The organism is Ramlibacter tataouinensis TTB310, assembly GCF_000215705.1.
Classification (GTDB): Bacteria; Pseudomonadota; Gammaproteobacteria; order Burkholderiales; family Burkholderiaceae_C; genus Ramlibacter; species Ramlibacter tataouinensis.
Genome location: NC_015677.1, coordinates 421,488 through 445,560 on the forward strand (window position 1 = coordinate 421,488; position 24,073 = coordinate 445,560).

24 protein-coding genes are annotated in these 24,073 nt (G+C 72.2%); 15 read left to right on the forward strand and 9 right to left on the reverse strand.

What is annotated here, in order from left to right; genetic code table 11:
• The first annotated feature begins 4 nt into the window (after positions 1 to 4).
• Positions 5 to 970: an AEC family transporter gene (locus tag RTA_RS02095; protein WP_013899718.1), complete on the forward strand. Its 966-nt coding sequence runs from the start codon at positions 5 to 7 to the stop codon at positions 968 to 970.
• Between the two features lie 16 nt (positions 971 to 986).
• On the opposite strand, the gene RTA_RS02100 is transcribed toward RTA_RS02095, so the two are convergent.
• Positions 987 to 1,724, reverse strand: coding sequence for an SDR family oxidoreductase (locus RTA_RS02100; protein WP_013899719.1), 738 nt, complete (start codon positions 1,722 to 1,724; stop codon positions 987 to 989).
• A 160-nt stretch (positions 1,725 to 1,884) separates the two neighbouring features.
• Between RTA_RS02100 and RTA_RS02105 the strand changes: the two genes are divergently transcribed.
• On the forward strand, positions 1,885 to 2,862 hold the full coding sequence (locus RTA_RS02105) for an AraC family transcriptional regulator (RefSeq protein ID WP_041674970.1): 978 nt from the start codon (positions 1,885 to 1,887) through the stop codon (positions 2,860 to 2,862).
• 140 nt (positions 2,863 to 3,002) lie between these two features.
• Positions 3,003 to 3,491, forward strand: coding sequence for a carboxymuconolactone decarboxylase family protein (locus RTA_RS02110; RefSeq protein WP_013899721.1), 489 nt, complete (start codon positions 3,003 to 3,005; stop codon positions 3,489 to 3,491).
• 46 nt (positions 3,492 to 3,537) lie between these two features.
• Here the strand turns inward: RTA_RS02110 and RTA_RS02115 are convergent, their stop codons facing one another.
• Complete coding sequence (locus tag RTA_RS02115; protein WP_013899722.1) at positions 3,538 to 5,094, reverse strand: class I adenylate-forming enzyme family protein; 1,557 nt, start codon at positions 5,092 to 5,094, stop codon at positions 3,538 to 3,540.
• Positions 5,095 to 5,266: 172 nt separating this feature from the next.
• On the opposite strand from RTA_RS02115, the gene RTA_RS02120 reads away from it, so the two are divergent.
• On the forward strand, positions 5,267 to 7,315 hold the full coding sequence (locus tag RTA_RS02120; protein WP_013899723.1) for an ATP-binding protein: 2,049 nt from the start codon (positions 5,267 to 5,269) through the stop codon (positions 7,313 to 7,315).
• 252 nt (positions 7,316 to 7,567) lie between these two features.
• Positions 7,568 to 7,969 carry a response regulator gene (locus RTA_RS02125; RefSeq protein ID WP_013899724.1) on the forward strand — a complete coding sequence of 134 codons (402 nt, stop codon included), beginning with the start codon at positions 7,568 to 7,570 and terminating at the stop codon, positions 7,967 to 7,969.
• A 13-nt stretch (positions 7,970 to 7,982) separates the two neighbouring features.
• Here RTA_RS02125 and RTA_RS02130 read toward each other — a convergent pair whose 3' ends face one another.
• A complete protein-coding gene (locus RTA_RS02130; RefSeq protein ID WP_041674971.1) occupies positions 7,983 to 8,198 on the reverse strand; it encodes a hypothetical protein in 216 nt (71 codons plus the stop codon).
• Between the two features lie 132 nt (positions 8,199 to 8,330).
• On the opposite strand from RTA_RS02130, the gene RTA_RS02135 reads away from it, so the two are divergent.
• The 5 genes from RTA_RS02135 to RTA_RS02155 all read left to right on the forward strand — a co-directional run bounded on the left by RTA_RS02135 (position 8,331) and on the right by RTA_RS02155 (position 12,564).
• The gene (locus tag RTA_RS02135) at positions 8,331 to 8,555 is read left to right on the forward strand and encodes a hypothetical protein (RefSeq protein WP_013899726.1); all 225 of its coding nucleotides are present in this window, start codon (positions 8,331 to 8,333) and stop codon (positions 8,553 to 8,555) included.
• A gap of 158 nt (positions 8,556 to 8,713) precedes the next feature.
• Complete coding sequence (locus RTA_RS02140) at positions 8,714 to 9,745, forward strand: TRAP transporter substrate-binding protein (protein ID WP_013899727.1); 1,032 nt, start codon at positions 8,714 to 8,716, stop codon at positions 9,743 to 9,745.
• Positions 9,746 to 9,750: 5 nt separating this feature from the next.
• Positions 9,751 to 10,266: a TRAP transporter small permease gene (locus tag RTA_RS02145; RefSeq protein ID WP_013899728.1), complete on the forward strand. Its 516-nt coding sequence runs from the start codon at positions 9,751 to 9,753 to the stop codon at positions 10,264 to 10,266.
• The gene (locus RTA_RS02150) at positions 10,256 to 11,557 is read left to right on the forward strand and encodes a TRAP transporter large permease (protein WP_013899729.1); all 1,302 of its coding nucleotides are present in this window, start codon (positions 10,256 to 10,258) and stop codon (positions 11,555 to 11,557) included. Before RTA_RS02145 ends, RTA_RS02150 begins: the two co-directional genes overlap by 11 nt.
• Positions 11,554 to 12,564 carry an asparaginase gene (locus RTA_RS02155; RefSeq protein ID WP_013899730.1) on the forward strand — a complete coding sequence of 337 codons (1,011 nt, stop codon included), beginning with the start codon at positions 11,554 to 11,556 and terminating at the stop codon, positions 12,562 to 12,564. Before RTA_RS02150 ends, RTA_RS02155 begins: the two co-directional genes overlap by 4 nt.
• A 28-nt stretch (positions 12,565 to 12,592) precedes the next feature.
• Here RTA_RS02155 and RTA_RS02160 read toward each other — a convergent pair whose 3' ends face one another.
• Complete coding sequence (locus RTA_RS02160; protein ID WP_143762884.1) at positions 12,593 to 12,790, reverse strand: hypothetical protein; 198 nt, start codon at positions 12,788 to 12,790, stop codon at positions 12,593 to 12,595.
• 192 nt (positions 12,791 to 12,982) lie between these two features.
• Between RTA_RS02160 and RTA_RS02165 the strand changes: the two genes are divergently transcribed.
• Positions 12,983 to 13,246: a hypothetical protein gene (locus RTA_RS02165; protein ID WP_013899732.1), complete on the forward strand. Its 264-nt coding sequence runs from the start codon at positions 12,983 to 12,985 to the stop codon at positions 13,244 to 13,246.
• 18 nt (positions 13,247 to 13,264) lie between these two features.
• On the opposite strand, the gene RTA_RS02170 is transcribed toward RTA_RS02165, so the two are convergent.
• Genes RTA_RS02170 through RTA_RS02180 form a run of 3 tightly spaced genes read right to left on the reverse strand, consistent with a single transcriptional unit; the run spans position 13,265 to position 15,395 of the window.
• Positions 13,265 to 13,633, reverse strand: a complete 369-nt coding sequence (locus RTA_RS02170) for a DMT family protein (RefSeq protein WP_013899733.1) — start codon at positions 13,631 to 13,633, stop codon at positions 13,265 to 13,267.
• Positions 13,634 to 13,665: 32 nt separating this feature from the next.
• Complete coding sequence (locus RTA_RS02175; RefSeq protein WP_013899734.1) at positions 13,666 to 14,229, reverse strand: hypothetical protein; 564 nt, start codon at positions 14,227 to 14,229, stop codon at positions 13,666 to 13,668.
• Between the two features lie 14 nt (positions 14,230 to 14,243).
• Positions 14,244 to 15,395: a zinc-dependent alcohol dehydrogenase gene (locus RTA_RS02180; protein ID WP_013899735.1), complete on the reverse strand. Its 1,152-nt coding sequence runs from the start codon at positions 15,393 to 15,395 to the stop codon at positions 14,244 to 14,246.
• Between the two features lie 102 nt (positions 15,396 to 15,497).
• Here RTA_RS02180 and rocF point away from each other — a divergent pair, with 102 nt between their 5' ends.
• From rocF to RTA_RS02200, 4 genes are all read left to right on the forward strand, one after another.
• Positions 15,498 to 16,418, forward strand: a complete 921-nt coding sequence (gene rocF / locus RTA_RS02185) for an arginase (protein ID WP_041674973.1) — start codon at positions 15,498 to 15,500, stop codon at positions 16,416 to 16,418.
• A 125-nt stretch (positions 16,419 to 16,543) separates the two neighbouring features.
• A complete protein-coding gene (locus RTA_RS02190; RefSeq protein ID WP_013899737.1) occupies positions 16,544 to 18,031 on the forward strand; it encodes an ATPase domain-containing protein in 1,488 nt (495 codons plus the stop codon).
• A complete protein-coding gene (locus RTA_RS02195) occupies positions 18,031 to 19,545 on the forward strand; it encodes a hybrid sensor histidine kinase/response regulator (protein ID WP_013899738.1) in 1,515 nt (504 codons plus the stop codon). The genes RTA_RS02190 and RTA_RS02195 overlap by 1 nt, the downstream gene beginning before the upstream one ends.
• A gap of 78 nt (positions 19,546 to 19,623) precedes the next feature.
• Positions 19,624 to 20,073: a hypothetical protein gene (locus RTA_RS02200; RefSeq protein WP_143762885.1), complete on the forward strand. Its 450-nt coding sequence runs from the start codon at positions 19,624 to 19,626 to the stop codon at positions 20,071 to 20,073.
• Here the strand turns inward: RTA_RS02200 and RTA_RS02205 are convergent, their stop codons facing one another.
• The gene (locus RTA_RS02205; RefSeq protein WP_013899740.1) at positions 20,074 to 21,795 is read right to left on the reverse strand and encodes a hybrid sensor histidine kinase/response regulator; all 1,722 of its coding nucleotides are present in this window, start codon (positions 21,793 to 21,795) and stop codon (positions 20,074 to 20,076) included. It lies immediately after the preceding gene.
• Between the two features lies 1 nt (position 21,796).
• Positions 21,797 to 23,959 (reverse strand): PAS domain-containing hybrid sensor histidine kinase/response regulator, encoded by a 2,163-nt coding sequence (locus RTA_RS19600; RefSeq protein WP_013899741.1) that lies wholly within the window; start codon positions 23,957 to 23,959, stop codon positions 21,797 to 21,799.
• Positions 23,960 to 24,073 lie beyond the last annotated feature (114 nt).

Sequence of the window (24,073 nt, forward strand, 5' to 3'; positions counted from 1 at the left end):
CCCCGTGCTCGAGATCCTGCAGGTCACCTTCCCTTTCTTCGCCCTGGTGCTGGCCGGCTACGTGGCCGCGCGCCGGCGCATGCTGCCGCTGGAGGCCATCGCCGGGCTCAACACCTTCGTGCTGTTCTTCGCGCTGCCCTGCCTGCTGTACCGCTTCGGCGCCGGCACGCCGATCGCGCAGCTGCTCGACCCGTCGGCGCTGGCGGTGTACCTGCCGTGCGCGCTGCTGATGGTGGCCGGCACCGTGTGGTTCAGCCTGAACCCGCGCATCCGCTGGAACGACGCCGCCTTCGGCGCGCTGGTGGCGGCCTTTCCCAACACCGGCTTCATGGGCGTGCCGCTGCTGGTGGCGCTGCTGGGCCCGGCGGCCGCCGGGCCGGCCATCCTCACCATCCTGATCGACCTGGTGATCACCAGCTCGCTGTGCATCGCGCTGTCGCGCCTGGACGGGGCCGACCAGCACGGCGCTTCCGAGGCGGCGAGGAAGGCGCTCAGGGGCGTGGCGCTCAACCCCATGCCCTGGGCCATCGCGCTGGGCGGGCTGGCCTCGGCCTCCGGGCTGCGGCTGGTGCAGCCGGTGGACGCCACGGTGGGGCTGCTGGCCGACGCCGCCTCGCCGGTGGCGCTGTTCACCATCGGCGCCGTGCTGGCGCGCTCGCAGGCCGTCTCGGCGGCCAGCGAGCACGGGCGCCTGCCCGCCGCGGACTTCGTGCCGGTGGCCGTGGCCAAGCTGGTGGCGCATCCGGTGCTGGTCTGGCTGGTCGGCCGCGCCGCCATCGCCTGGGGGCTGCCGCTGGACCGCTTCGCGCTGACCGTGATGGTGCTGGTGGCAGCCCTGCCCAGCGCCAGCAACGTCTCGCTGCTGGCCGAGCGCTTCGGCGCGGACACCGGCCGCATCGCCCGCATCATCCTGCTGACGACGGCGGCGGCGTTCCTCACGTTCTCGGGCGCGGTGGCGCTGGTGCGCTGAGGCGCGCGGACCTGGTTCAGTACGCGCTGGCCGTGGGCCGCACGATGACCTCGCTCACATCGACGTCGTCCGGCTGCTCGATCGCGTAGCCGATCGCGCGGGCGATCGCCTCGGCTGGCAGGGCGACGCGCCGGTACTCCGCCATCAGCTGCCGCGCCGCCGGGTCCGAGATCGATTCGGCCAGGTCCGAGGTGGTCACGCCCGGCGACACCACGGTGACCCGGATGTCGCCGCCGACCTCCTGCCGCAGGCCCTCGGAGAGGGCGTTGACCGCGAACTTCGTGGCGCAGTACACGGCCGCGGTCGGCGACACCGCATGGGCGCCGATCGAGGAAACGTTGACGATCTGTCCGCTGCGCTGCCGGCGCATGGGGGGCAGGGCCGCCGCGATGCCGTGCAGCACGCCCCGGATGTTCACGTCGATCATGCGGTCCCATTCATCGACCTTCAGCGCGTCCAGCCTCGACAGGGGCATCACCCCCGCGTTGTTCACCAGCACATCGATGCGGCCGCCCCATTCGTGCGCGGCGTCGACAAAGGCCTGCATGTCGTCGCGCCGGCTGACGTCCAGGCGCTGCCAGCGTGCGCTCCCGCCCGCCTGGGCGATCTCGGCGGACAGCCGCTGCAGGCGCTCGTCGCGGCGCGCGCCGAGCATGACGCGCGCCCCGCGCCGGGCGAGCCAGCGTGCCGTCGCCTCGCCGATGCCGCTGCTCGCCCCCGTGATGGCGATGACTTTTCCTTCGATTCCTTGCATACCTCGGTGCTCCATGGCGTGATGCCGGCGCCTGTCGCCAGCGGCCCGCCAGCGTAGGCCGGCACGCGGCGCAGGCGGTAGCCCATTGCTGGCCCATGCTTGCCCGATCCTGCGAGGCACGCGCACACCGTACCGGCCGCGGCGCCTTAGACTGCGGACCATGCCAGCCCTGACCCTGCCGGACTCCCCGACGGCTGCCGCCGACGGCCCGGCGCCGACGCCGCTTGCGCGCGCAACCGCGGAGCTTGCCGGTGCCGTGCAGCGCGTCGCCCGGCACGACGGCGAGCACGCCACCGCGGTTGCTGGCCTCAAGCTGCTGAGGCTGTCCGCGCCCTGCGCGCCGGTGCACGCGGTCCACCAGCCGGCGCTGTGCCTCATCGTGCAAGGCGCCAAGCAGCTGATGCTGGCCGATGAGCTCTACGCCTACGATGCCTCCAGCTACCTCGTCGTGGCGCAGGACCTGCCGGTGATGGCCCAGGTGGTGCGGGCCAGCGGACAGCAGCCGTACCTGTGCGTCCGGCTGGACTTCACCGCGGCTGAGCTGGCCCGCTGCGCGCTGGAGTGGTCCGCAGCGGCGGCTGGCGCCGGCGCGGCCGACCGGGCCGCGCAGGAGGAGGGCGGGCGCGGCCTGTTCGTCGGTGCGGTGGACGCGGCGCTGCTCGATGCCGTGCTGCGGCTGGTGCGCCTGCTGGAGACGCCCCGCGACATCGCCGCGCTGGCGCCGCTGGTGACGCGCGAGATCCTGTACCGCCTGTTCGCCGGCCCGCAGGGCTGGCGCCTGGCGGCGATGGGCCATGGCGCCAGCCAGGCGTCTCGCATCGCCCACGCCATAGCGCTGCTGCGCGAGCGCTATGCCGATCCGCTGCGCATCGACGACCTGGCGCGCGCCGCCCACATGAGCGGCTCATCCTTGCACCACCACTTCAAGGCGGTCACCGCGATGAGCCCCTTGCAGTACCAGAAGCGCCTGCGGCTGGTGGAGGCCCGCCGGCTGATGGTGGGCGAGCGCCTCGACGCCGCCACGGCCGCGTACCGGGTCGGCTACCAGAGCCCCTCGCAGTTCAGCCGCGAGTACGCGCGCCTGTTCGGCGCGCCGCCGTCCAGGGAACTGCGCGCGTGGCGAGAGCGCCAGGCCTAGGACCTGTGCCACGGGCTGGACCGCGCGGCGCGGCCACGGTTTGCAGGATCGGGCAAGAACCCCGCAACTTCGGGCGACCGCGCCGGGCGGTGGACTTCCTACAGTGACGGCACCCCATCCCTGTCTGAAGGAGTTTCCCGATGCCCATCGTTTCCGACATCACGAGGCAGGCACCGAGAGCGCTGCTGGCCGCGGGCCTGTCCTGCCTGGCGCTCTGGCCTGCCGGCGGCCACGCCGCCGACCCGCGCGTCGAGCGGGGCGAAGCCCTCCTGAACCAGCTCAACCAGGGGCGGCAGCAACCGGTCTACGAGGCGATGCGCAAGGAATTCCCGTTCCTGGCCGAGGCCACGGCAGGCTACGCACTGGGCGATGTGTGGGGCCGGCAGGTGCTGGACGCGCGCACGCGCCAACTGGCGGCGATGGCCGCCTTCGCCTCGCTGGGACTGCGCGGCTTCTTCAAGACCCACGCGGGCTATGCCCTGGACGCCGGGGTCCCGCCCGACGAACTCAAGGAGATCGTCTACCTCGTCACCGTGCCGGCCGGGTTCCCGCGCGCGATCGAAGCCTCGCAGGCGCTGCAGGAACTGCTTGCCGAGCGGGGGCTCACCCGACAGCAGCCCGCGCCATGACGTCTTTCACCACGGCGGCTACGTGTTCCGCCGCGAACGCCGCTGATCAGGGTGTGCCGGCACCGTAGTCCTCGCGCAGCTGGCGCTTGAGCACCTTGCCGATGTCGCTGCGCGGCAGCTCGTCCAGCAGGCGCACATCCGCCAGCCGCTGCGTCTTGCCCAGGCGCTCGTTGGCCCAGGCGCGCAAGGCCCGGGCGTCCGGCGCGCCGGCGGCGGGCACCACGAAGGCCACCGGCGTCTCGCCCCACTCGGCCGAGGGCACGCCCACCACCGCCACGTCGGCCACGCCGGGATGCCGGCGCAGCACGGCCTCCAGGTCGCTGGGGTAGATGTTGAAGCCGCCGCTGATCACCATGTCCTTGCGCCGGTCCAGCAGCGTCAGGAAGCCGTCGGCGTCGAAGCGGCCCACGTCGCCGGTGCGGATGTAGCGCCGGCCCTCGCCGTCGTGCCACTCGGCCTCGCGCGTCCTGCCCGGCTGGCCGTGGTAGCCGGTCATCATGGAGGCCGAGCGGCCCACCACCTCGCCGATGCCGCCCGGCGGCACCTCGCGCCCGTCCTCGGCGATCAGGCGGATGTCGTGGCCGTCGGCGGGCCGGCCCACGGTGTGCAGCTTGTGCGGGAAGTTGTGCGCCTCCAGGATGCAGGTGCCGCCGCCCTCGGTCATGCCGTAGTACTCGACCAGCCCGCCGGGCCAGCGCGCCAGCACGTCGGCCTTGAGCGCGGCGGCGAAGGGCGCGCTGGTGCAGAACTTCATGCGGAAGGACGACAGGTCGAAGCGGTCGAACTGCGGATGCGCCATCAGCCGCTGGTACTGCACCGGCACCAGCATGGCGTGGGTGGCGCGCACCCGTTCGGCCAGCTGCAGGTAGCGGCCTGCGTCGAACCGGCCTTCGTACAAGGCGACGGTGCCGCCCGTGGCGAGGGCAGGGAAGAAGCACACCAGCGTGGTGTTGGAGCACAGCGAGGTGGCCAGCAGGGCCACGGTGTCGGTGCCGTAGCCGCCGGCGGCGGCGCGGCCCACGTGGGCCCAGCGCATGGCATGCGGCTGCACGATGCCCTTGGGCATGCCGGTGGTGCCGGAGGAGTAGATGATGTTGAAGGGCCAGTTCGGCTCGACCACGACGGGCTGCGGGCGGGAGCCGGCCGGCGCCAGCCATTGCGCCAGCGGCTGGCCCGCGCCGGCGCTGCCGTCCAGCGCGGTTCGCGGCACGCCGGGCGTGCCGAAGGCGGGCGTGGCGGCGTCGACGAACAGGCGCTGCGCGCCGCTGTCGGCCACCATGCCCGCCAGCTGCTGCGGCAGCGAGCCGGTGGGCAGCGGCGCCACGGCCACGCCGGCGCGCAGCGCGCCCAGGAACACCGCCACGTACTCGACGCCGTTGGCCGCGCAGACCGCGACGCTCTGGCGCGGCTGCACGCCATCGCGCTGCAGGCTGGCGGCGACGCGGTCGGCCAGGGCGTCCAGCTCGCCCCAGGGCAGGCGGCGCTCGCCCTGGATCAGCGCGGTGTGCCGCGGCCGCGCCAGGGCGTGCTCGCGCACCAGGTCGGCGATGGCGCGGAAGGGCGGCAGGCCGGACGCGGCCGGGGCGGGGAGGGAGGTGCTCATGGTCTGTACTGCGAAGTGGGGGGTTACCAGGCGTCCATGCCGGCATTGTCCGGGAGTCGACCTGCCGGGCTGGAGGCGGCCGAGCAGGCCGCGGGTCGGCCCGCGCGACAAGCGGCCGCTGCCGTGGTATGTTGGTTTCCACCTGCCATTGCAGCCAGACGAGGCGTCCACCATGCAGTCGCCACCCGTGCCGGACGATGAGGAGCGCCGCCTGCGCCGCCTGCGCCGGCTGGACCTGCTGGACACCGGCCCCGAGGCGGTGCTGGACGCGATCACCGAGCTGGCCGCCTCGCTCACCGGCATGCCCATCGCGCTGATCTCGCTGGTGGACCGGGACCGCCAGTGGTGGAAGTCGGCGGTCGGCCTGCCCCAGGGCGGCGGCACGCCGCGCGGCATCTCGTTCTGCGGGCATGCGATCGGCGGCGAGGGGCTGTTCGAGGTGGAGGACGCGCGCGGCGACCAGCGCTTCGCGGGCAACCCCCTCGTGGCCGGCGAACCGCACGTGGTGCACTACGCGGGCATGCCGCTGGTGATGCCCGACGGCGAGCGCATCGGCACGCTGTGCGTCATCGGCGACCGCCCCGGCCGGCTCGACGAGCGCGGCCGCGAGGCGCTGGCCAGGCTGGCGCGCAACGTCGTCAACGTGCTGCTGCTGCGCGAGAGCGAGCACCAGCTGGGCGCGCAGGTCAGGGCCGAGGCGGCGCTGCGCGAGAGCGAGGCCCGGTTCAGGACCGTCGCCGACGCCATGCCGCAGATGGTGTGGTCGCGCCTGCCGGACGGCCGCGACGACTACCACAACCAGCGCTGGTACGACTTCACCGGCCTGGAGCCGGCCGCGGACGGCTTCGAGCCCTGGGACGAGGTGCTGCACCCGCAGGACCGCGCGCAGGCCCGGGCCGCGTGGCAGCGCTGCCTGGCCACCGGCCAGCCCTACGAGACCGAGCTGCGGCTGCGCCACCGCTCGGGCGACTACCGGTGGGTGCTGGCGCGGGCGCTGCCGGTGCGCGACGACGCCGGGACCGTGCTGCGCTGGATGGGCACCTGCACCGACATCCACGACCAGAAGCTGGCGCGCGAGGACCTGCAGGCCGCCAACCGGCAGAAGGACGAGTTCCTGGCCATGCTGGCGCACGAGCTGCGCAACCCGCTGGCGCCGATCAGCACCGCCGCGCAGCTGCTCAAGCTGACCGCGCGCGACCCCGAGCGCGTGCTGCAGTCCAGCGAGCTGATAGGCCGGCAGGTCAGGCACATGACGGCGCTGGTCGACGACCTGCTGGATGTGTCCCGGGTCACGCGCGGCCTGGCGCAGATCGAGCGCAAGCCGGTGGACCTCAAGCAGGTGGTGCACAGCGCGCTGGAGCAGGCGCGGCCGCACATCGAATCGCACCGCCACCAGGTCACCGTGCACCTGCCGCCGGGGCCGGCCCAGGTGACGGGCGACCGGGTGCGGCTGGTGCAGGTGGTGTCCAACCTGTTGAACAACGCGGCCAAGTACACGCCGGAGGGCGGCGCCATCACCGTGGCGCTGGCGCTCGAAGGCGGCGCGGCCTCGATCCGCGTGTCGGACAACGGCACGGGCATCGACGCGGCGCTGCTGCCGCACGTGTTCGACCTGTTCACCCAGGCCAAGCGCACGCCCGACCGCTCGCAGGGCGGCCTGGGGCTGGGGCTGGCCCTGGTCAGGAGCCTGGTGGAGCTGCACGGCGGCAGCGTGCTGGCGCGCAGCGAGGGGCGCGGCTGCGGCAGCAGCTTCACCGTGACGCTGCCGCTCAGCCCCGAGGCGGCAGGGGCGCCAGCGCCGGCCGAAAAGGCCGCGCCCGTGACGGCGCGCAGCCTGTCCATCCTGGTGGTGGACGACAACGTCGACGCCGCCGTGTCGCTGGGTATCTGGCTGGAGATGGAGGGTCACCGGGTGGTGGTCAAGACCGGCGCGGCCCAGGCGCTGGCGGCCGCGTCGCGCCAGCCGGCGGAGGTGTACGTGCTGGACATCGGCCTGCCGGTGATGGACGGCTACGAGCTGGCGCGCCAGCTGCGCGCCTTGCCTGCGCCGCGGCGCGCGACCTTCATCGCGCTGACCGGCTATGGGCAGGCGCACGACATCGCGCAGTCGCGCGCCGCCGGCTTCGACCACCATTTCGTCAAGCCGGTGGACCCGGCCGAACTGACCGCGCTGCTGACCCGATTGAGCCGGCAGGCGCCAGGGCCAGAGGACACGGGTTAGGACGTGACCGCGGCGACGCCCGGCGACCGCGTGGTAAGGGACCCGTCCGGCGCTTCCCTTGACCTGTCCTTCAAGGACCGTCGGATGCTGTCCTACATACAGCCGAGCATTTAGCTTTTATCGTCGCCCCTTTTTCCGTCGCACGGTCCCGCACGCAGGCCCGCTGCGGTGCCCACCAAGCGTGAGCTGAACGCTCATCCCCTTGCCCTGATTCGCGCCCTGTCGGGTGCCCGTTGCCGGAGCCTGTCGCGCATGATCGTGCCTGTCGTGGTTGTGGAAGATTCGCTGACCCAGCGCGCCGCCCTGCTGCAGGTGCTGGGGGACGAGGGCTTCCGGGTGCTCGCCGAGCTGACGACCGAGGCCGAGGCCAAGCAGTGGCTGGCGTGCCACGCGCAGGACTGGGGGCTGGCCGTGATCGACCTGATCCTGCAGCAGGGAACGGGCATGCGGCTGATCCGGCAGTGCCGCGCGGATTCCCCCTTCGGCACCATCGTCGTGTTGAGCAATTACGTGACGCCGGGGATCCGCGAGCACTGCCTGCGGCTGGGGGCGCATGCCGTGTTCCAGAAGGCCGACGAGTTCCCGGCGTTCGTCCGGTTCTGCCGGGAGCTGGCCCAGCGTGCCGCTGCCGGCGGCCGGTGGGGTCATGCCTAGGCGCGGGCCTGGTTCAGCCGTGGCCCCGAGGTTGCGCCTGCCGCAGTTCGCGCAGCGCCTCGATGGCCTGTCCCAGCAGACGCTCGGTCTTGACGCGCAGCACCGCGATCTCGGCATCCAGCACATCGAGTTCCTTGGGATCGATGGGCCCGCTGCGGCGCATCGCGATCAGGCGCTCCTCCAGCTCCAGCAGCTCCCGGCGCGATTCCTCCCACAGTGAGAAGGTCAACGTTACGGTGTCAAGCTCTCGAATCATTTACGCGTGCCTGCGGGGGATTTCGTACCCGCGCATTCTAGGAGTCGCCCCCGCGCGGCGGTCGGTGCCGTTTCCGGCAAGGTCTTTGGCCTCACAGGCGTAGGCGTGGATCCGGACGAAAGACTCAGCCAGGCGTTCCAGGCCTGGTCCGCCGCGCGGGACGCGCTTGGCAGGCAGCGCAACCTGCTGCGGATCGCGCGCGAACGGCCCGGCGCCGCGGCCCAGACCGTGGACGAGGTCCTGGCCCGGCTCCGGTCGCTGGAGCAGGAATGCGAGCGCCGCTTTGCCGAGCTGCTGGCCGCTGCCGACGAGCGCGACGGTCTGCGCTGACATCCCGGGCGCCCGCAAACCCGCGCCGCAGCAGGGAAAAAGGTTCAAGGACATAACGTTCAGGCACGGGAAAACGCCAATCGCGCGTGGCCGGCCCGGCGCGCATGATCGCGCCTCGACCCTCCCTCTCTCTCCCTTTCCCGCACAAGGAGACAGCCATGCGCGCCCGCCTTCCTTCCTGCCTGCGTCTTGCCGCCGCCGCCGTCCTGGCGGCCTGCGCCGCCGGCGCCTTCGCCCAGGACAAGCCGGTCGAACTGAAGTTCGCCCACTGGCTGCCGGCCAACCACTCGCTGGCGCGCAACGGCTTCGAGCCCTGGGCCAAGTCGGTGGAGGCCGCCTCCAAGGGCTCGATCAAGGTCGTGTTCTTCCCCTCGCAGCAGCTGGGCAAGGCCGCCGACCACTACGACATGGCGCGCGACGGCATCGCCGACGTGACCTGGGCCAACCCCGGCTACCAGGCCGGCCGCTTCCCGCTCATCGCCGCCGGCGAGCTGCCCTTCCTGGTCGCCAAGCCGGGCCCGGGCTCGGCGGCGCTGGATGCCTGGTACCGCAGGTACGCCGGCACCGAGATGAAGGACGTGAAGTTCTGCTTCGCCCACCTGCACGTGGGCACCCTGCACGCCAAGAAGCCGATCACCGAGCCGGGGCAGCTCAAGGGCATGAAGATCCGCTCGTCCAACGGCACCAACGCGCAGTTCATGACGCTCCTGGGCGCCACCAACGTGCAGGTGTCGGCGCCCGAGGCGCGCGACGCGCTCGAGAAGGGCGTGGCCGACGCGATCTCCTTCCCCTGGGGCTCCATCCTCAGCTTCGGCATCGACAAGGCCGTGAAGTACCACACCGACATGCGCCTGTACGCCTCGGACTTCGCCTGGGTGGTGAACAAGGGCTGGTACGACAAGCTGGGCGCCTCGCAGAAGAAGGTGATCGACGACCATTGCAGCAACGAATGGGCGGCCAAGGTGGGCGCGGCCTGGGGCGACGACGAGGACTCCGGCCAGGCCAAGCTGGAGAAGGCGGCCGGCCACACCATCGTCAAGCTCACGCCGGCGCAGCTCGATGCCTGGAAGAAGGCCGCCGAGCCGCTGTACGGCCAGTGGGTGCAGGGCGTCGACAAGGCGGGCGCCAACGGCAAGCAGGCGCTGGCCGAGCTGCGCAAGGAACTGGACGCCCGCAAGGCCGGCAACTGAGGGCGATGCGCCGGCTGCTGTCGGCCGCCGAGACGGTGGCCGCCCTGTTCCTGCTGCTGATCGCGCTGCTGACCGCCGGCAACGTGCTGCTGCGCGACGTCTTCAGCGTGCAGATCCCCGACTGGTACGACGGCTCGCGCATGCTCCAGGGCATCGCCCTGTTCTGGGGCCTGGCCCTGGCCACCTGCTACGGCAGCCACATCTGCGTGGACATCGTGTGGGAGCACCTGCGCCCGCGCGGCCGCCGCGCGCTGGACGTCGCGGCCACCGCGGTCACGCTGGCCTTCCTGGCGCCCCTGGCCTGGATGGTCTGGGTCAAGGTGGGCAGCACCGGCACCCAGGGCACCATGGACCTGCGGCTGCCGCTGGTGAACTTCTACGCGGTCGCCGCCGTGGGCATGACCGTGGCCGCGGTGCTGGCGGCGGTGCGGCTGGTCCTGCTGCTGCGCGGCCGCGAGGCGCTGCTGGAGCCGCCCGCCCTGGACGCGCCGGCGGCGCCGAAAGCATCCGATGGACCGTGACCTGGTCGCCCTGCTGGGCTTCCTGGGCATGTTCGCCCTGATGGCACTGCGCGTGCCCATCGGCATCGCCATGGGCATCGCCGGCGTGGCGGGCTTCGCCGGCCTGTCCGGCCTCAAGCCGGGGCTGAACCTGCTGGCCAACGTGCCGCTGTCGGTGGTGACCGACTACAACCTCAGCGTCATCCCGATGTTCATCCTGATGGGCGCGTTCGCCTCGCGCTCGGGCATGAGCACCGAGCTGTTCGCCGCCGGCCGCGCCTGGCTGGGGCACCTGCGCGGCGGGCTGGCGATGGCGTCGGTGGCGGCCTGCGCCGGCTTCGCCGCCATCAACGGCTCCTCGGTGGCGACCGCCGCGACCATGGCGCAGGTGGCCCTGCCCGAGATGCGGCGCGCCGGCTACCACCCCGGGCTGTCGGCCGGCCTGGTGGCCGCCGGCGGCACGCTGGGCATCATGATCCCGCCCTCGGTGATCCTGGTGCTGTACGGCATCATGACCGAGACCGACATCACCCGGCTGTTCGCGGCCGGCCTGATCCCCGGCCTGCTGGCGGTGGCCTTCTACTTCGGCGTGGTGCAGTTCATCGGCTGGCGCCGGCCCGACGTGATGCCGCGCGGCCAGGCGCACGGCTGGCGCGAGCGCCTGGCCTCGCTGCGCTCGCTGTGGGCGGTGCTGCTGCTGTTCGTGTTCGTGCTGGGCGGCATCTACGGCGGCCTGTTCACGGTGGAGGAGGCGGCCGGCATCGGCGCGGCGGGCACGCTGCTGATCGGCCTGGCGCGCGGGCGCCTGGGCTGGGCCGGGATCCGCGCCGCGCTGATCGACACGCTGCGCGTGTCCTCGGCCATCATGATGATCGTGATCGGCGCCTTCCTGTTCGGCTACTTCCTGACCATCACCCAGTTCACGCAGAAGGCCGTGGGCTTCCTGGTCGGCCTGCCGATCGGCCCCTACGGCGTGCTGGCGCTGATCATGCTGGGCTACTTCGTCCTGGGCGCCATCATGGACGAGCTGGCCATGATCCTGCTCACGGTGCCCATCGTGTTCCCGGCCATGATGCAGCTGGGGTTCGACCCGGTGTGGTTCGGCGTCATCATCGTGATGGCCGTGACCTTCGGCATGATCTGCCCGCCGGTGGGCATCAACGTGTTCGTCATCAACTCCATCGCGCGCGACATCACGCTGGGCCGCATCTACCGCGGCACCATGCCCTTCATCGCGGTGGACCTGGTGCGGCTGGTGATCCTGTGCGCCTTCCCGGCGATCTCGCTGTGGCTGCCGGGGCTCATCCGATGACGTCCTTGGTGCCCCTGGTCGAAACCGACCGCGGCGGCACGCTGGAGTGCGTGCACTTCGGTGCAGTGGCGGTGGCCGATGCCCAGGGCCGGCTGCTGGCCCATGCCGGCGACGCGCGCTGGCTCACCTTCAGCCGCTCCACGCTCAAGGCGCTGCAGGCGCTGCCCTTCATCCAGGGCGGCGGTGCGCGGCAGTTCGGCTTCGGCGCGCCCGAGCTCGCGCTGCTGTGCGCCAGCCACAGCGGCGAAGCCGTGCACGTGGCCACCGTCGACGGCATGCTGGCCAAGGCCGGCCTGCGCCACCAGGCGCTGCGCTGCGGCTGCCATGTCCCGATGTTCGTGGAGCTGGGCCTGGGCCCGGCGCCGGCCCGGGTGGACGAGCGCCACCACAACTGCAGCGGCAAGCATGCGGGCTTCCTGGCGTACTGCGTGCAGCACGGGCTGGCGCTGGACAGCTATCTCGCGCCCGACCACCCGCTGCAGCAGGCGATCCGGCGCGACGTGGCGCGCGCCGTCGGGATGGCGCCGCAGGAATTGAGGATGGGCATCGACGGCTGCTCGGCGCCCAACTACGCCCTGCCGCTGGCCCACCTCGCGCGCGGCTATGCCCGGCTGGCCAGCGGCGCGGCCGATCCCGAGTTCGGCGAGAGCTTCGCCCTGCTCGCGCAGGCGATGACGTCGCATCCCGAGCTGGTCTCGGGCAGCGGCCGCAACGACCTGGCCTTCATGCAGGCCGGCCGTGGCGACTGGGTGAGCAAGGTGGGGGCCGACGGCGTGCAGGTGGTGGGCAGCCGGTCCCGCCGCCAGGCCTTTGCGCTCAAGGTCGCCGACGGCAGCAAGCTGGCGGCGCAGGCTGCCAGCGTCGAGGTGATGGAGCAGCTGGGCTGGCTGGACGCGGAGCAGCGTGCGGCGCTGCAGCCCTGGCGCGCCGAAACCCTCCTCAGCGTGCGCGGCACCCCAGTGGGCCGGCGCCGGGCCGTGTTCCGCCTGGCGGGCGCTTCCGGCTGAGCCCCGGCCCGCGCGTGGCGCGGGGGCCTCAGGACGTGGCGACCAGCATCAGCGCGGCTTCGAGCCGGTTGATCTCGTCGCCCAGCTCGAGCTTGATCTGCGGCTCCTCGAACGGCGGCTGCAGCGTGCCGCCGTCGATGGCGCTGAGCACCAGCCGGGCGTCCAGCAGCGCGTCAAGCAACAGCTTCAGTTCTTCGGGGGTGAACTGCGCGGTGGAGGGGGCCATGGCAGGCAGTGTGCGGCGGGCCATGGCCATGCCGGAATGGCCCTTTCGCATCATCTTGGTGAGCAAACGCTGCTTTGGCAAAGTGTCGTTACCAAGGTTCGCAGGCACGCGCCGGGGAAAGGGCGGTCTCCTACGTGCTCGCATGCTAAGCATTCTTACGATGGGCCATCCTCTGCTTGCACCGACCGCGCCATGAACGACACCTCCCAAGAATCCCCCCTGGCCAAGCTCAAGCGCTACGACGACATGCGGCCCGGCATCCCCGGCGAGCACTGGCTGACCCTGGCCGCCGGGCTCGGCGTGTGGTGGGTCTCGCGCAGCCACCGCTCGCCGGTGGTGCGCACCCTGGGCATGGTCGCCGCCACCGCGCTGGTGGGCCGTGCCGCCAGCGGCCGCGATGGCCTGGCCAAGGTGCTGCGCTGGCTGCCGGTGGGGCAGGGCATCCGCCCCATGTGAGGCCCGGCGGCGCCGGCTTCAGGCGCTGCGGAAGATGAAGTACACGGCGCCCACCATGCACAACGCCGCCCACAGGTAGTCGAGCTTGAGCGGCTCCTTCAGGTAGAACACCGCGAAGGGCACGAACACGGCCAGCGTGATCACCTCCTGCATGATCTTGAGCTGGCCCACGCTGAAGCCGGCCTGCTGGTAGCCGATGCGGTTGGCCGGCACCTGCAGCAGGTACTCGGCCAGCGCGATGCCCCAGCTCACCAGCGCCGCCACGTACCAGGGCGCGGTGGCCAGGTTCTTCAGGTGGCCGTACCAGGCCAGGGTCATGAAGACGTTGCTCGCGACGAGCAGCGCGATGGTCTGCAGCGAGAGCGGCAGGGCGGTGAGGGTGTTCATGGCGCGGCAGGATACCTGCCGCACCACCAAACTCAGCGCCGGCGCCGCAGCAGGTAGACCGCCAGCCCGACCGCGGCGGAGGCCACCACGGCCTTCCGGACGAAGCCGGCCCGGTTGTGGCGCCACTCCGCGCCCGCGCCCATCTCGCCCAGGATGTTGGGGATGTGGCCGTGCGCCAGGTCCGAGAGCAGGCCCTCGCCCACGTTCACGCGGTCGGCTGCCAGCAGGATCATCCAGTGCCGGATGTCGTTCTCGCTGAACCGGTAGGCGACGTCGCGCAGCTTGCCCGACAGCCCCGCCGGCGGGGCGCTGGTGCCGAACACCGGCGTGATGCCGGGCCGCTCGATGGAGTGGTAGACCTTGACCTTGGGTTGCTGCTGCGCCGGCGCGTCCCAGTGCACGTTGTCCAGCCGCGGCGGGGTGCGCTCCATCGGCACGGCGGGCCGGTTGGCACGGTCCAGGTCGGCGCCCCAGCCGGGGATGTGCGACATGTCCTCGGCGGTGCGGCCGTGCTGCCGCTGGTGCTCGACCGGATCGGTCTTGTCCGCGTAGCGGGGCGCCTGGTGGTCGGTGGAGGGGGTGATGACGGTGTCCATGGGGCCTCCTTGCGTCAGTGCCGGTTCGGTGGGATCAGCACCGGCTTGATGCAGTTGTCCAGCTTGCTGGAGAACAGGTGGTAGGCGTCGGCCACCTCTTCCATGGGGATGCGGTGGGTGATGATCTCGCTGGGCTTGATGTGCCCGGCCTGGATGTGCTCGATCAGCCGCGGCAGGTGGCGCTTGACACTGGCCTGGTTCATGCGCAGCGTCAGTCCCTTGTTGAGCGCGTTGCCGATGGGCACGGCGTTGAAGGTGGGCCCGTACACGCCCACGATGGAGACGTTGCCGCCCTTGCGCACGGAGTTGATGGCCCAGTGCAGCGCGGTGGCGGCGCCGGCCTGGATGGGCAGCACCACGCCGGTCAGCCGCTGCATCGCATTGCCGGAGGCCTCGGCGCCCACGGCGTCGATGCACACGTCCGGCCCCAGCCCGTCGGTGATCTTCTTCAGGTGCATGGCCATGTCGCGCACGTCCTTGAAGTTCACGATCTCGCAATGGGCGAACTCCCGCGCGAACTCCAGCCGGTATTCGAGGTGGTCGACCACGATCACCCGGCCGGCGCCGAAGAACCAGGCCGAGCGCGCCGCGAACAGGCCGACCGGGCCGGCGCCGAACACCACCACGGTGTCGCCCTGCTCGATGCTGCCCATCTCGGCCGCCTGGTAGCCGGTGGGGAAGGCGTCGGTCAGCAGCACCGCGTCGTCCACGTCCATGTCCTGCGGGATCACCGTGGGGCCGACGTCGGCCATGGGCACCCGCACGTACTCGGCCTGCCCGCCGTCGTAGCCGCCGGCGGTGTGGGAGTAGCCGTAGATGGCGCCCACGGCCGTGGCCTGCGAGTTGGTGTTGTGGCAGTTGCCGTAGAGCTCCTTCTTGCAGAAAAAACAGGAGCCGCAGAAGATGTTGAAGGGCACCAGCACGTGGTCGCCCTTCTTCAGGTTCTGCACCGAGGGGCCCACCTCCTCCACCACGCCGGTGAACTCGTGGCCGAAGGTCATGCCCACGCGGGTGTCGGGTACCAGGCCATGGTAGAGATGCAAGTCCGAGCCGCAGATGCATGAGCGGGTGACGCGCACGATGGCGTCGTTCGGGTGCTCGATCTCGGGCTCCGCCTTCTGGGCGGCGCGGACGCGGTAGGGCCCGCGGTAATTCATGGCCAGCATGGAACCTCCAGCAAGTAAAAAGTGGATACAGCGGGACGGGGCAAACGGCATGCCTGCTCGACATCGGCCCCGGCGGCGGCGGTTGTCGCCACAATGGGGCCGATGGACGAGACCCGCAGGACCATTGCCCTCATCGGCGCGCCCACCGACGTGGGCGCCAGCGTGCGCGGCGCCGGCATGGGGCCGGACGCACTGCGCGTGGCGGGCCTGGCCGATGCCCTGCGCGCGCACCGGTTCACGGTGGTGGACCGCGGCAACCTGGCCGGCCCGCCCAACCCGGGGCTGGCGCCCGAAGGCGGCCTGCGCCACCTGCAGGAGGTGGTCACCTGGAACCGCTCGGTGTTCGACGCGGTCGACGCGGCGCTGGGGCAGGGCGAGTTCCCGCTGCTGATGGGCGGCGACCACTGCCTGGCCATCGGCTCCATCAGCGCCGTCGCCTGGCACTGCCGGCGCCAGGGCAAGCAGCTGCGCGTGATCTGGCTGGACGCCCACACCGACGTCAACACCGAGGCCATCAGCCCCAGCGGCAACATCCACGGCATGCCGGTGGCCTGCCTGCTGGGCCACGGCCCGGCCTCCCTGGTGGGCTGGAGCGGCGAGCGCGCGGCGCTGGAGCCGCAGGACATCGACTTCATCGGCATCCGCAGCGTGGACCGGGACGAGAAGCAGGCCATCCGCCAGCTGGGGCTGCAGGTCTACGACATGCGCCACATCGACGAGCACGGCATGCGCAACACCATGACCGAGGCGCTGCACGACATCGGCGACAACACGCACCTGCACGTGAGCTTCGACCTGGACTGCCTGGACCCGATGGACGCGCCGGGCGTGGGCACCGGCGTGCGCGGCGGCCCCACCTACCGCGAGATCCAGCTGTGCATGGAGATGATCGCCGACACCGGCCGCATGGGCTCGCTGGACGTGGTGGAGATCAACCCTGCGCTGGACGTGCGCAACCGCACGGCGGAGCTGGCCGTCGAGTTCGTGCAGAGCCTGTTCGGCGCTTCCACGCTGGCGCGCTGACCTTCCCGGCCCACGGGCCGGGAAGGTCAGCTCTTCCGTAAGCGCTTTGCTACCATGGGCCCCGCCGAGCAGTCGATGTCTCTTCGCAGCGCTGCATTTCAATTCCTACCGAAGGGAGCTGGCGTATGAACGCGGCGAACCAACCCGGACTGCTGTCCACCGGCATCCCCGGCCTCGACACCATCCTCGGCGGCGGTCTCACCCCCCACCGCATCTACCTGGTCGAGGGCGAGCCCGGCAGCGGCAAGACCACCTCCGGCCTGCAGTTCCTGATGGAAGGCGCGCGGCGCGGCGAGTCGGTGGTGTACATCACCCTGGCCGAGTCGCGCGAGGAGCTGGCCGCGGTGGCCGGCGGGCATGGCTGGGACCTGGCCGGCATCCACCTGCACGAGGTGCTGCCCAAGGAGGACCTGCTGGCGACGGAGCAGCAGTACTCGATGTTCCACCCCTCCGAGGTCGAGACCGCCAGCACGCTGCAACTGATCCTGGGCGTGGTGGAAGAGCGCAAGCCCACCCGCATCGTGCTCGATTCGCTGTCCGAGCTGCAGCTGCTGGCCGAGTCGCCGCTGCGCTACCGGCGGCAGGTGCTCGCGCTCAAGCAGTTCTTCTCCTCGCGCCAGGTCACGGTGCTGCTGCTGGACGACCGCACCGCCTCGGCCGCCGGCGACCTGCAGGTGCGCAGCATCGCCCACGGCGTGATCCAGCTGGACCACGCGGTCAAGGAGTACGGCGCGGAGCGGCGGCGCCTGCGCGTGGTCAAGTACCGGGGCCGTGGTTTCGTGGGCGGCCTGCACGACTACAACCTGGGACAGGGCGGCCTGGTGGTGCACCCGCGGCTGGTGGCGGCCGACTCGCGCGCCATCGGCGCCCGGGAGCAGGTGCACAGCGGCCTGGCCACGCTGGACGTGCTGCTGGGCGGCGGCCTGGAGGAGGGCACCAGCACCCTGATCGTCGGGCCGCCCGGCACCGGAAAGTCGTCGTTGGCCGCCCAGTTCGTGGATGCGGCCAACCGGCGCGGCCAGCGCGCGGCCATGTTCCTGTTCGAGGAGTCGGCCAGCAACATGCTGCACCGCGCCGACGGCCTGCAGATGAACCTGCGCAACTCCATCGATGCCGGATTGCTCAGGGTGCAGCAGATCGACCCGGCCGAGCTGACGCCGGGCCAGTTCGCCGCCGCGGTGGTGCAGGCGGTCGAGAGCGGCGTCAAGTTCGTGGTGATCGACAGCCTCAACGGCTACCTGAACGCCGTGCCGGACGAGCGCTTCCTCACCACCCACCTGCACGAGCTGCTCACCTACCTGGGCCAGCACCAGGTGGTGACCCTGCTGGTGGGGGTGCAGCAAGGCATGCTGGGCGGCACCATGTCCAGCGCGCTGGACGCGAGCTACGTGGCCGACAACGTGCTCATGCTGCGCTACTACGAGCACAATGGGGAGATCCGGCAGGCGGTGTCGGTGTTCAAGAAACGCGGCAGCACGCACGAGCGCACCATCCGCGAGTTCTCCATCACGCAGCAGGGCATCCGCGTGGGCGAGGTGCTGCGCGGCTACCGCGGGCTGCTGACCGGCGTGCCGGTCCCGCTCGCCGCCGCGGCGAACGACGACACCGACTGATGGAACGGCGCATCCTCATCCACGCCCCGCAGGGACAGGATGCCCGCCTGGCCGAGAAGCTGTTCCGTTCGGTCGGTCTGGACGTCGGCAGCTGCGCCTCGGACGGCGAGCTCGGCGCCCAGCTCGAGCAGGGCGTGGGCGCGCTGCTGGTGGTGGAAGAAGCCGTGGCCGGCGCGCTGCGCGGCGGGCTGGGCCGCTACCTGGCCCAGCAGCCGGCCTGGTCGGACCTGCCGATCCTGGTGCTGGCCAAGCACGGCGCCGACTCGCTGGAGGCGCAGCGCGCGCTCGGGCAGCTCGGCAACGTGACGCTGATGGAGCGGCCGGTGCGCACCATGGCCCTGGTCAGCGCCGCCCGGTCGGCCTTGCGGGCGCGCGAGCGGCAGTACCAGGTGCGCATGCTCAACCAGCGCAAGGACGAGTTCCTGGCCACGCTGGCGCACGAGCTGCGCAACCCGCTGGCGCCGATCCGCAACGCCATGTCCATCATCGAGCGCCAGCATCCCACGCCGCAGACCACCCGGCTGGTGGCCATGGTCGAGCGCCAGGTCGGCCACCTCAAGCGGCTGGTCGACGACCTGCTGGACGTGGCCCGCATCACCAGCGGCAAGCTGGAGCTGCAGCGCTCGCTGACGACGGTGGACCAGGTGGTGACGCACGCCGTCGAGATCGCCCAGGCCGCCATCGCCGAGAAGGGCCACCGCCTGGCCATCGAGCAGCCGCCGGCCCCCGTGACGCTGCTCGCGGACCACACCCGGCTGGTGCAGAGCGTGGCCAACCTGCTGGTCAACGCGGCCAAGTTCACGCCGCCCGAGGGCGACGTGGCCCTGGTGGTGGAGATCGACGGGCTGCTGGCCCGGTTCGCCGTCCGCGACAGCGGCAAGGGGCTGGAGCCCGGTTCCCTGGAGCGCATCTTCGACATGTTCGAGCAGGCCCGCACGGTGGGCGAGCCCACCGGTGGCCTGGGCCTGGGGCTGCACCTGACGCGCGCCTTCGCCGAGCTGCACGGCGGCACGGTAAGCGCGCGCAGCGAAGGCCTGGGCCGGGGCAGCGAGTTCCTGCTCAGCCTGCCGGTGGTGGTGGAGGAGGGCCGGGCACAGCCGGGATTGGCCGTAGCGGGCGCCGCGGGCGCCGCCTTGCCGCGCAAGGTGTTGGTGGTGGACGACAACGTCGATGCCGCCCTGACGCTGGAGGCGCTGCTGTCGCTGCATGGCCTGGCGGTATCGGTGGCGCACGACGGTGCGGCGGCCGTGCAACGCGTGCAGGCCGAGATGCCCGACGCCGTGGTCATGGACATCGGCATGCCGGTGATGAACGGCTACGAGGCGGCGCGCCGCATCCGCAGCGATTTCAGCGGCGGCAAGCCGCTGCTGATCGCCCTGACCGGGTGGGGGCAGTACGCCGACCGGACCCGGGCCCAGGAGGCCGGCTTCGACTTCCACTTCGTCAAGCCGCTGGCGATCGACGAGCTGATGGGCTGCCTGTCGCGTTCGCTGCCGGTGGGGGGCGCACTTTAGGCAACGTTCTTACTCACAGTTACTCACAGGGTTTTGCCCATGCTCGTTACTGTCGAGCTTGCGGCGATACTGGTTGCCATGGGCAGGAAGACAGGCAGCAAGAAGTGGGCTCCGTTGCAGGGCGCGGGTCGCCGTTCCGGGGAGGGACTGTCGACCATCCTGCCCTACCTGGTAGGCGCCCCCAGCGGCCTGCCCTCGGTGCTGGAAGGGCCCACGACGATCCAGCAGCCCGACCCGGGCGATCTCTACCCGCCCGCCCTGGAGGAAATCGCCGGCCCCTTCCATGGCTACTACTTCGCCTGCTACACGGTGCCCGAGCCGGGGGGGCACCGGGCCTACGCCAAGGTGTGCACCCGGCAGCCGACCGACGTCTGGATGGACGCGCCGGCCGGCGTGAAGGTCGCCGGGCCGCTGTGCGTGGACGAGTCCGAGGCGGTGCGCAAGGTGATCCGCGAGGCCCGCCGCCGGCTGGGCATCAGCTCGGACGGCAGCACCATCATCCGCATGATCGACCAGCTGTTGAACTGATCAGCCCGACAGCGCCTGGTTCAACGAGCGCAGATCGGCCGGCTTGACCAGGTGCCGGTCGAAGCCGGCCTCGCGGGCGCGCTGGCGGTCGCCCTCCTGGCCCCAGCCGGTCAGCGCCACCAGGCGCACCGCCGTGCCGCCCGGCAGCGCCCGGATGCGCCGGCAGGCCTCGTAGCCGTCGCAACCCGGCATGCCGATGTCCAGCAGCGCCGCCTGCGGCCGCAGCCGGCGCGCGGCCTCCACCGCTGCCAGGCCGTCGTGCACGCAGGTGACCTGGTGGCCCAGCGCGCGCAGCAGCAGGGCCATGCCGTCCGCCGCGTCCACGTGGTCGTCGGCCAGCAGGATGCGCAGGCCGCCGGCCGCTGCCGGCCCGGCGGACGCCGCCGCCGGGGCCGGCAGGGCCGCTGCAGCGCCCGGCGCCAGCGGCAGGCGCACGGTGAACACGCTGCCATGGCCGGGGCCGGCGCTGTCGGCGCGCACCTCGCCGCCGTGCATCTGCACCAGGTTCCTGACCAGGGCCAGGCCCAGGCCCAGCCCGCCCTGGCGCTGCGGCGACGGCTCGACCTGCACGAACAGGTCGAACACGCGGCCCAGCATGTGCCCGGGGATGCCTTCGCCGTCGTCCTGCACCCGCACCACCGCCTGCCGGCCTTCGGCCACCAGGGACAGCCGCACCGTGCCGCCGCGCGGGGTGTAGCGGGCCGCGTTGTTCAGCAGGTTGGCGAACACCTGGGCCAGCCGGACCTCGTCGCCGTCGACCCACAGCGGCTGCGGCGGCAGTTCGAGCACCAGCGCATGGCCGGCCGCCTCCAGCGCCGGCCGGCTGGTCTCCAGCGCGCCGTGCAGCACGCCGGCCAGCGCCACGCGGCTGCGCCGCAGCGGCACCTGGCCGTGGCTGATGCGGCTGACGTCCAGCAGGTCGTCCACCAGGCGGACCATGTGGCTGACCTGGCGCTCCAGGATGGCGCGCGCCCGCGCCGCCGTCGGCGCGTCCAGGCCGGGCTGCGCCAGCAGCTCCAGGCCGCTGCGGATCGGGGCCAGCGGGTTGCGCAGTTCGTGCGCCAGCGTGGCCAGGAACTCGTCCTTGCGGCGGTCGGCGGCGCGCAGCGCCTCCTCGGCCTGCTTGCGTTCGGTCAGGTCCACCGCCACCGAGATGTGCAGGCCGGGGTCCTCCAGCAGCGCGCCAGCGCTGAGGAAGGGCGTGCGGCCGCCGTCGGGCCGCAGGAACACCTTCTCGTAGCCGCCGCCCTGGCCTTGCGCCAGCAGGTCCGCCTCGGCGCGGGCCTGGGCCGGGGCCGACTCGGGCGCCAGCGCGGCGCGCCAGTCGAGCCGCCCGGCCTCGAAGTCGGCGCGGGTGCGGCCCATCATGCGCAGCATCTCGTCGTTGACGTAGCTGACGCGGCCCTGCAGGTCGCCCACGCCGACGCCCACCAGGTTGGCCTCGGCCAGGCGCCGGAACATCGCCTCGCTGCGCTGGCGCGCCGCCATCTCGCGCTCCAGGTCGCGCCGGCGCCGCTCGGAGCGGTCCCGCCCGCGCCGCAGCGAACCGACGATCAGCAGCGTGGCCGCCGCGGCGAGCACCGCGATGAAGAAGACGGCATGGCGCATGCCCGGCCCGGTCCAGGGCGCCACCAGCAGCTGCAGGCCCAGCGCCGCTGCCGTGGACACCGCCAGGGCGGCGATGCCGTAGCGCGCAGCTGTCCGAACCGCCACGGCCTGCATGTCAGCCCGAGCTCGCGGGTTGCGTGGCGGACCGGCCGCGCGCGCGCGCCGTCAGCAGGGCGCGCAGCGTCTCGGGCTCGACCGGCTTGACCAGGTGGTGGTCGAACTCGGCCTGCCGGGTGCGCTGGCGGTCGCGCTCCTGGCCCCAGCCGGTCAGGGCCGCCAGCGTCAGGGCCCGGCCGCCGTGGCGCGCGCGCAGGCGCCGCGCCACCTCGTAGCCGTCCATGCCGGGCATGCCCAGGTCCAGCAGCACCAGCTGCGGCTGCCAGTCCTGCGCCAGCGCCAGGGCCGAGGCGCCGTCGTGCGCCACCCGGGCCTGCGCGCCCAGCGTCGCGATCAGCAGCGCCAAGCTGTCGGCCGCGTCGGGGTTGTCGTCGACCACCAGCACGCGCGCCACAACCAGCGCCTCGGCGGCGAAGCGCCGGTGGGGGCGCGGTCCGGCGGCGGCCGGCGCCAGCAGCGGCAGGCGCACGGTGAACTCGCTGCCGCACCCCAGGCCGGCGCTGTGCACGCGCACCGAGCCGCCGTGCATCCCGGCCAGCCGCTGCGCCAGGCTCAGGCCGATGCCCAGGCCGGACTGCGCGCCGCTGTGGCGCCGGTCCACCTGGGAGAACATCTCGAACAGGCGCGGCAGCTGTTCCGGCGCGATGCCGATGCCGTTGTCGCGCACGCTGACGCAGGCCTGCCCGGCCTCGGCCCACGCCGACAGCTCGATGCGGCCGCCCCGCTCGGTGTAGTGCGCCGCGTTGTTCAGCAGGTTGCTGAACACCTGGGCCAGCCGCACGGCGTCGCCATGCACCGGCAGCGACGCCTGGGGCGGGCTGCAGCGGAAGTCGTGGCCCATGCGCTCCATCTCGGGCCGGCTGCTCTCCACGGCCGCCCGCAGCACGTCGGCCAGCTCCAGCCGCTCGCGCCGCAGCTCGATCTTGCCCCGGCTGATGCGCGAGGCCTCCATCAGGTCGTCCACCAGCCTCACCATGTGCAGCACCTGGCGCTCCAGCATGTCGTGCAGCTGCCGGAAGTCGACCTTGTGCCCGCCGGCGTAGCCCATCAGGTGCACCGCGTTGCGGATGGGCGCCAGCGGGTTGCGCAGCTCGTGGGCCAGCGTCGCCAGGAACTCGTCCTTGCGTGTGTCCGCCTCGCGCAGCGCCTGCACCAGCTGGTGGTGTTCCAGCCAGCCGGCGGCCGAGCGCGCCAGCAGGTCGGCGATGCGGGTCTCGCGGTCGTCCGGCCGGCCCGGCTGCTCGCGGAACAGCGTCAGCACGCCCAGCACCCGGCCGTCCATCGCCAGCAGGGGCGTGGCATGGGCCGCGCGGTAGCCGCCCACGCGGGCGGCCTCGCGGTAGGGCGCGAACAAGGGGTCCTGGTCGGTGTCCGCGATCACCACCCGTTCGCCCAGCAGCCAGCAGCTGCCGCAGGCACCGGCGCCTTTGGGGATGCGTCCGACCAGCTGCAGATAGGCACTGCGGAAGCCGCCGCTGGCGACCAGTTCCAGCTCGTCGCGCTGCGGCCGTACCAGGCTCAGCGTGCCACGGGCGGTGCCGCTGAGCGACAGGGCGGCCTGCATCACTCCCTGCAGGGTTTCCTGCAGGTCGCGGCCTGCGGCCAGGCGGGTGGAGGTCTCGTGCAGCTGGGTCAGGTCGTGGACCATGCGGCGCAGCCGCTCCTGATCCTGCAGCCGCTCCTGCTCGGCGCGCTTGCGCGCGCTGATGTCGATGGCGGTGCCCAGCACGCGCACGCAGCGCCCCGACGCGTCGAAGAGGCCGCGCCCCTTGGCGGCGACCCAACGCAGGATGCCGTCCTCCTTGCCGACGGTGCGGTATTCCACCTCGTACAGGGTGCGCAGCGCCGGATCGCAGGCCCTGGCGAAGGCCGCGGACGTGGCTTCGCGGTCCTGCGGGTGCAGGCCGGCGTAGAAGTCGTCCATCGACACGGGCACTTGCGGCGAGATCCCGAACATGGCCTTGACGCGCGGCTGCCAGAACAAGGTGCCGGTCAGGAGGTTGACGTCCCACAGGCCGACCTCGGCGGCCTCGGTCGCCAGGCGCAGCTGCTCCTCGCGCTCCTGCAGCGCCTGCTGGATGCGCCGGGCCTCGGCCGACTCGTCGGCGTCGCCGTGCGGGAACACAGGAACGGAAGAGGTGGGGGAAACGGTGGCGGTCATGGTCGGCAGCCCGACCACACACACCGTGAGGACGGGCGCCGACTATAGGCGCGGCCACTGCGGCGAGCAATACGTCACTGTCAGAACTGGCAGGGTCACCCCTGAACAGTCCAG

Bases quoted from the DNA above. Each gene is read 5' to 3' on its own strand.
- RTA_RS02110 (WP_013899721.1), top strand. From the start codon at position 3,003: ATGCCCATCGTTTCCGACATCACGAGGCAGGCACCGAGAGCGCTGCTG.
- RTA_RS02125 (WP_013899724.1), top strand. From the start codon at position 7,568: ATGATCGTGCCTGTCGTGGTTGTGGAAGATTCGCTGACCCAGCGCGCC.
- RTA_RS02165 (WP_013899732.1), top strand. From the start codon at position 12,983: ATGAACGACACCTCCCAAGAATCCCCCCTGGCCAAGCTCAAGCGCTAC.
- RTA_RS02105 (WP_041674970.1), top strand. From the start codon at position 1,885: ATGCCAGCCCTGACCCTGCCGGACTCCCCGACGGCTGCCGCCGACGGC.
- RTA_RS02100 (WP_013899719.1), bottom strand. From the start codon at position 1,724: ATGCAAGGAATCGAAGGAAAAGTCATCGCCATCACGGGGGCGAGCAGC.
- RTA_RS02140 (WP_013899727.1), top strand. From the start codon at position 8,714: ATGCGCGCCCGCCTTCCTTCCTGCCTGCGTCTTGCCGCCGCCGCCGTC.
- RTA_RS02170 (WP_013899733.1), bottom strand. From the start codon at position 13,633: ATGAACACCCTCACCGCCCTGCCGCTCTCGCTGCAGACCATCGCGCTG.
- rocF (WP_041674973.1), top strand. From the start codon at position 15,498: ATGGACGAGACCCGCAGGACCATTGCCCTCATCGGCGCGCCCACCGAC.
- RTA_RS02195 (WP_013899738.1), top strand. From the start codon at position 18,031: ATGGAACGGCGCATCCTCATCCACGCCCCGCAGGGACAGGATGCCCGC.
- RTA_RS02160 (WP_143762884.1), bottom strand. From the start codon at position 12,790: ATGGCCCCCTCCACCGCGCAGTTCACCCCCGAAGAACTGAAGCTGTTG.
- RTA_RS19600 (WP_013899741.1), bottom strand. From the start codon at position 23,959: ATGACCGCCACCGTTTCCCCCACCTCTTCCGTTCCTGTGTTCCCGCAC.
- RTA_RS02120 (WP_013899723.1), top strand. From the start codon at position 5,267: ATGCAGTCGCCACCCGTGCCGGACGATGAGGAGCGCCGCCTGCGCCGC.
- RTA_RS02175 (WP_013899734.1), bottom strand. From the start codon at position 14,229: ATGGACACCGTCATCACCCCCTCCACCGACCACCAGGCGCCCCGCTAC.
- RTA_RS02155 (WP_013899730.1), top strand. From the start codon at position 11,554: ATGACGTCCTTGGTGCCCCTGGTCGAAACCGACCGCGGCGGCACGCTG.
- RTA_RS02205 (WP_013899740.1), bottom strand. From the start codon at position 21,795: ATGCAGGCCGTGGCGGTTCGGACAGCTGCGCGCTACGGCATCGCCGCC.
- RTA_RS02190 (WP_013899737.1), top strand. From the start codon at position 16,544: ATGAACGCGGCGAACCAACCCGGACTGCTGTCCACCGGCATCCCCGGC.
- RTA_RS02150 (WP_013899729.1), top strand. From the start codon at position 10,256: ATGGACCGTGACCTGGTCGCCCTGCTGGGCTTCCTGGGCATGTTCGCC.
- RTA_RS02200 (WP_143762885.1), top strand. From the start codon at position 19,624: ATGGGCAGGAAGACAGGCAGCAAGAAGTGGGCTCCGTTGCAGGGCGCG.
- RTA_RS02180 (WP_013899735.1), bottom strand. From the start codon at position 15,395: ATGCTGGCCATGAATTACCGCGGGCCCTACCGCGTCCGCGCCGCCCAG.
- RTA_RS02145 (WP_013899728.1), top strand. From the start codon at position 9,751: ATGCGCCGGCTGCTGTCGGCCGCCGAGACGGTGGCCGCCCTGTTCCTG.
- RTA_RS02115 (WP_013899722.1), bottom strand. From the start codon at position 5,094: ATGAGCACCTCCCTCCCCGCCCCGGCCGCGTCCGGCCTGCCGCCCTTC.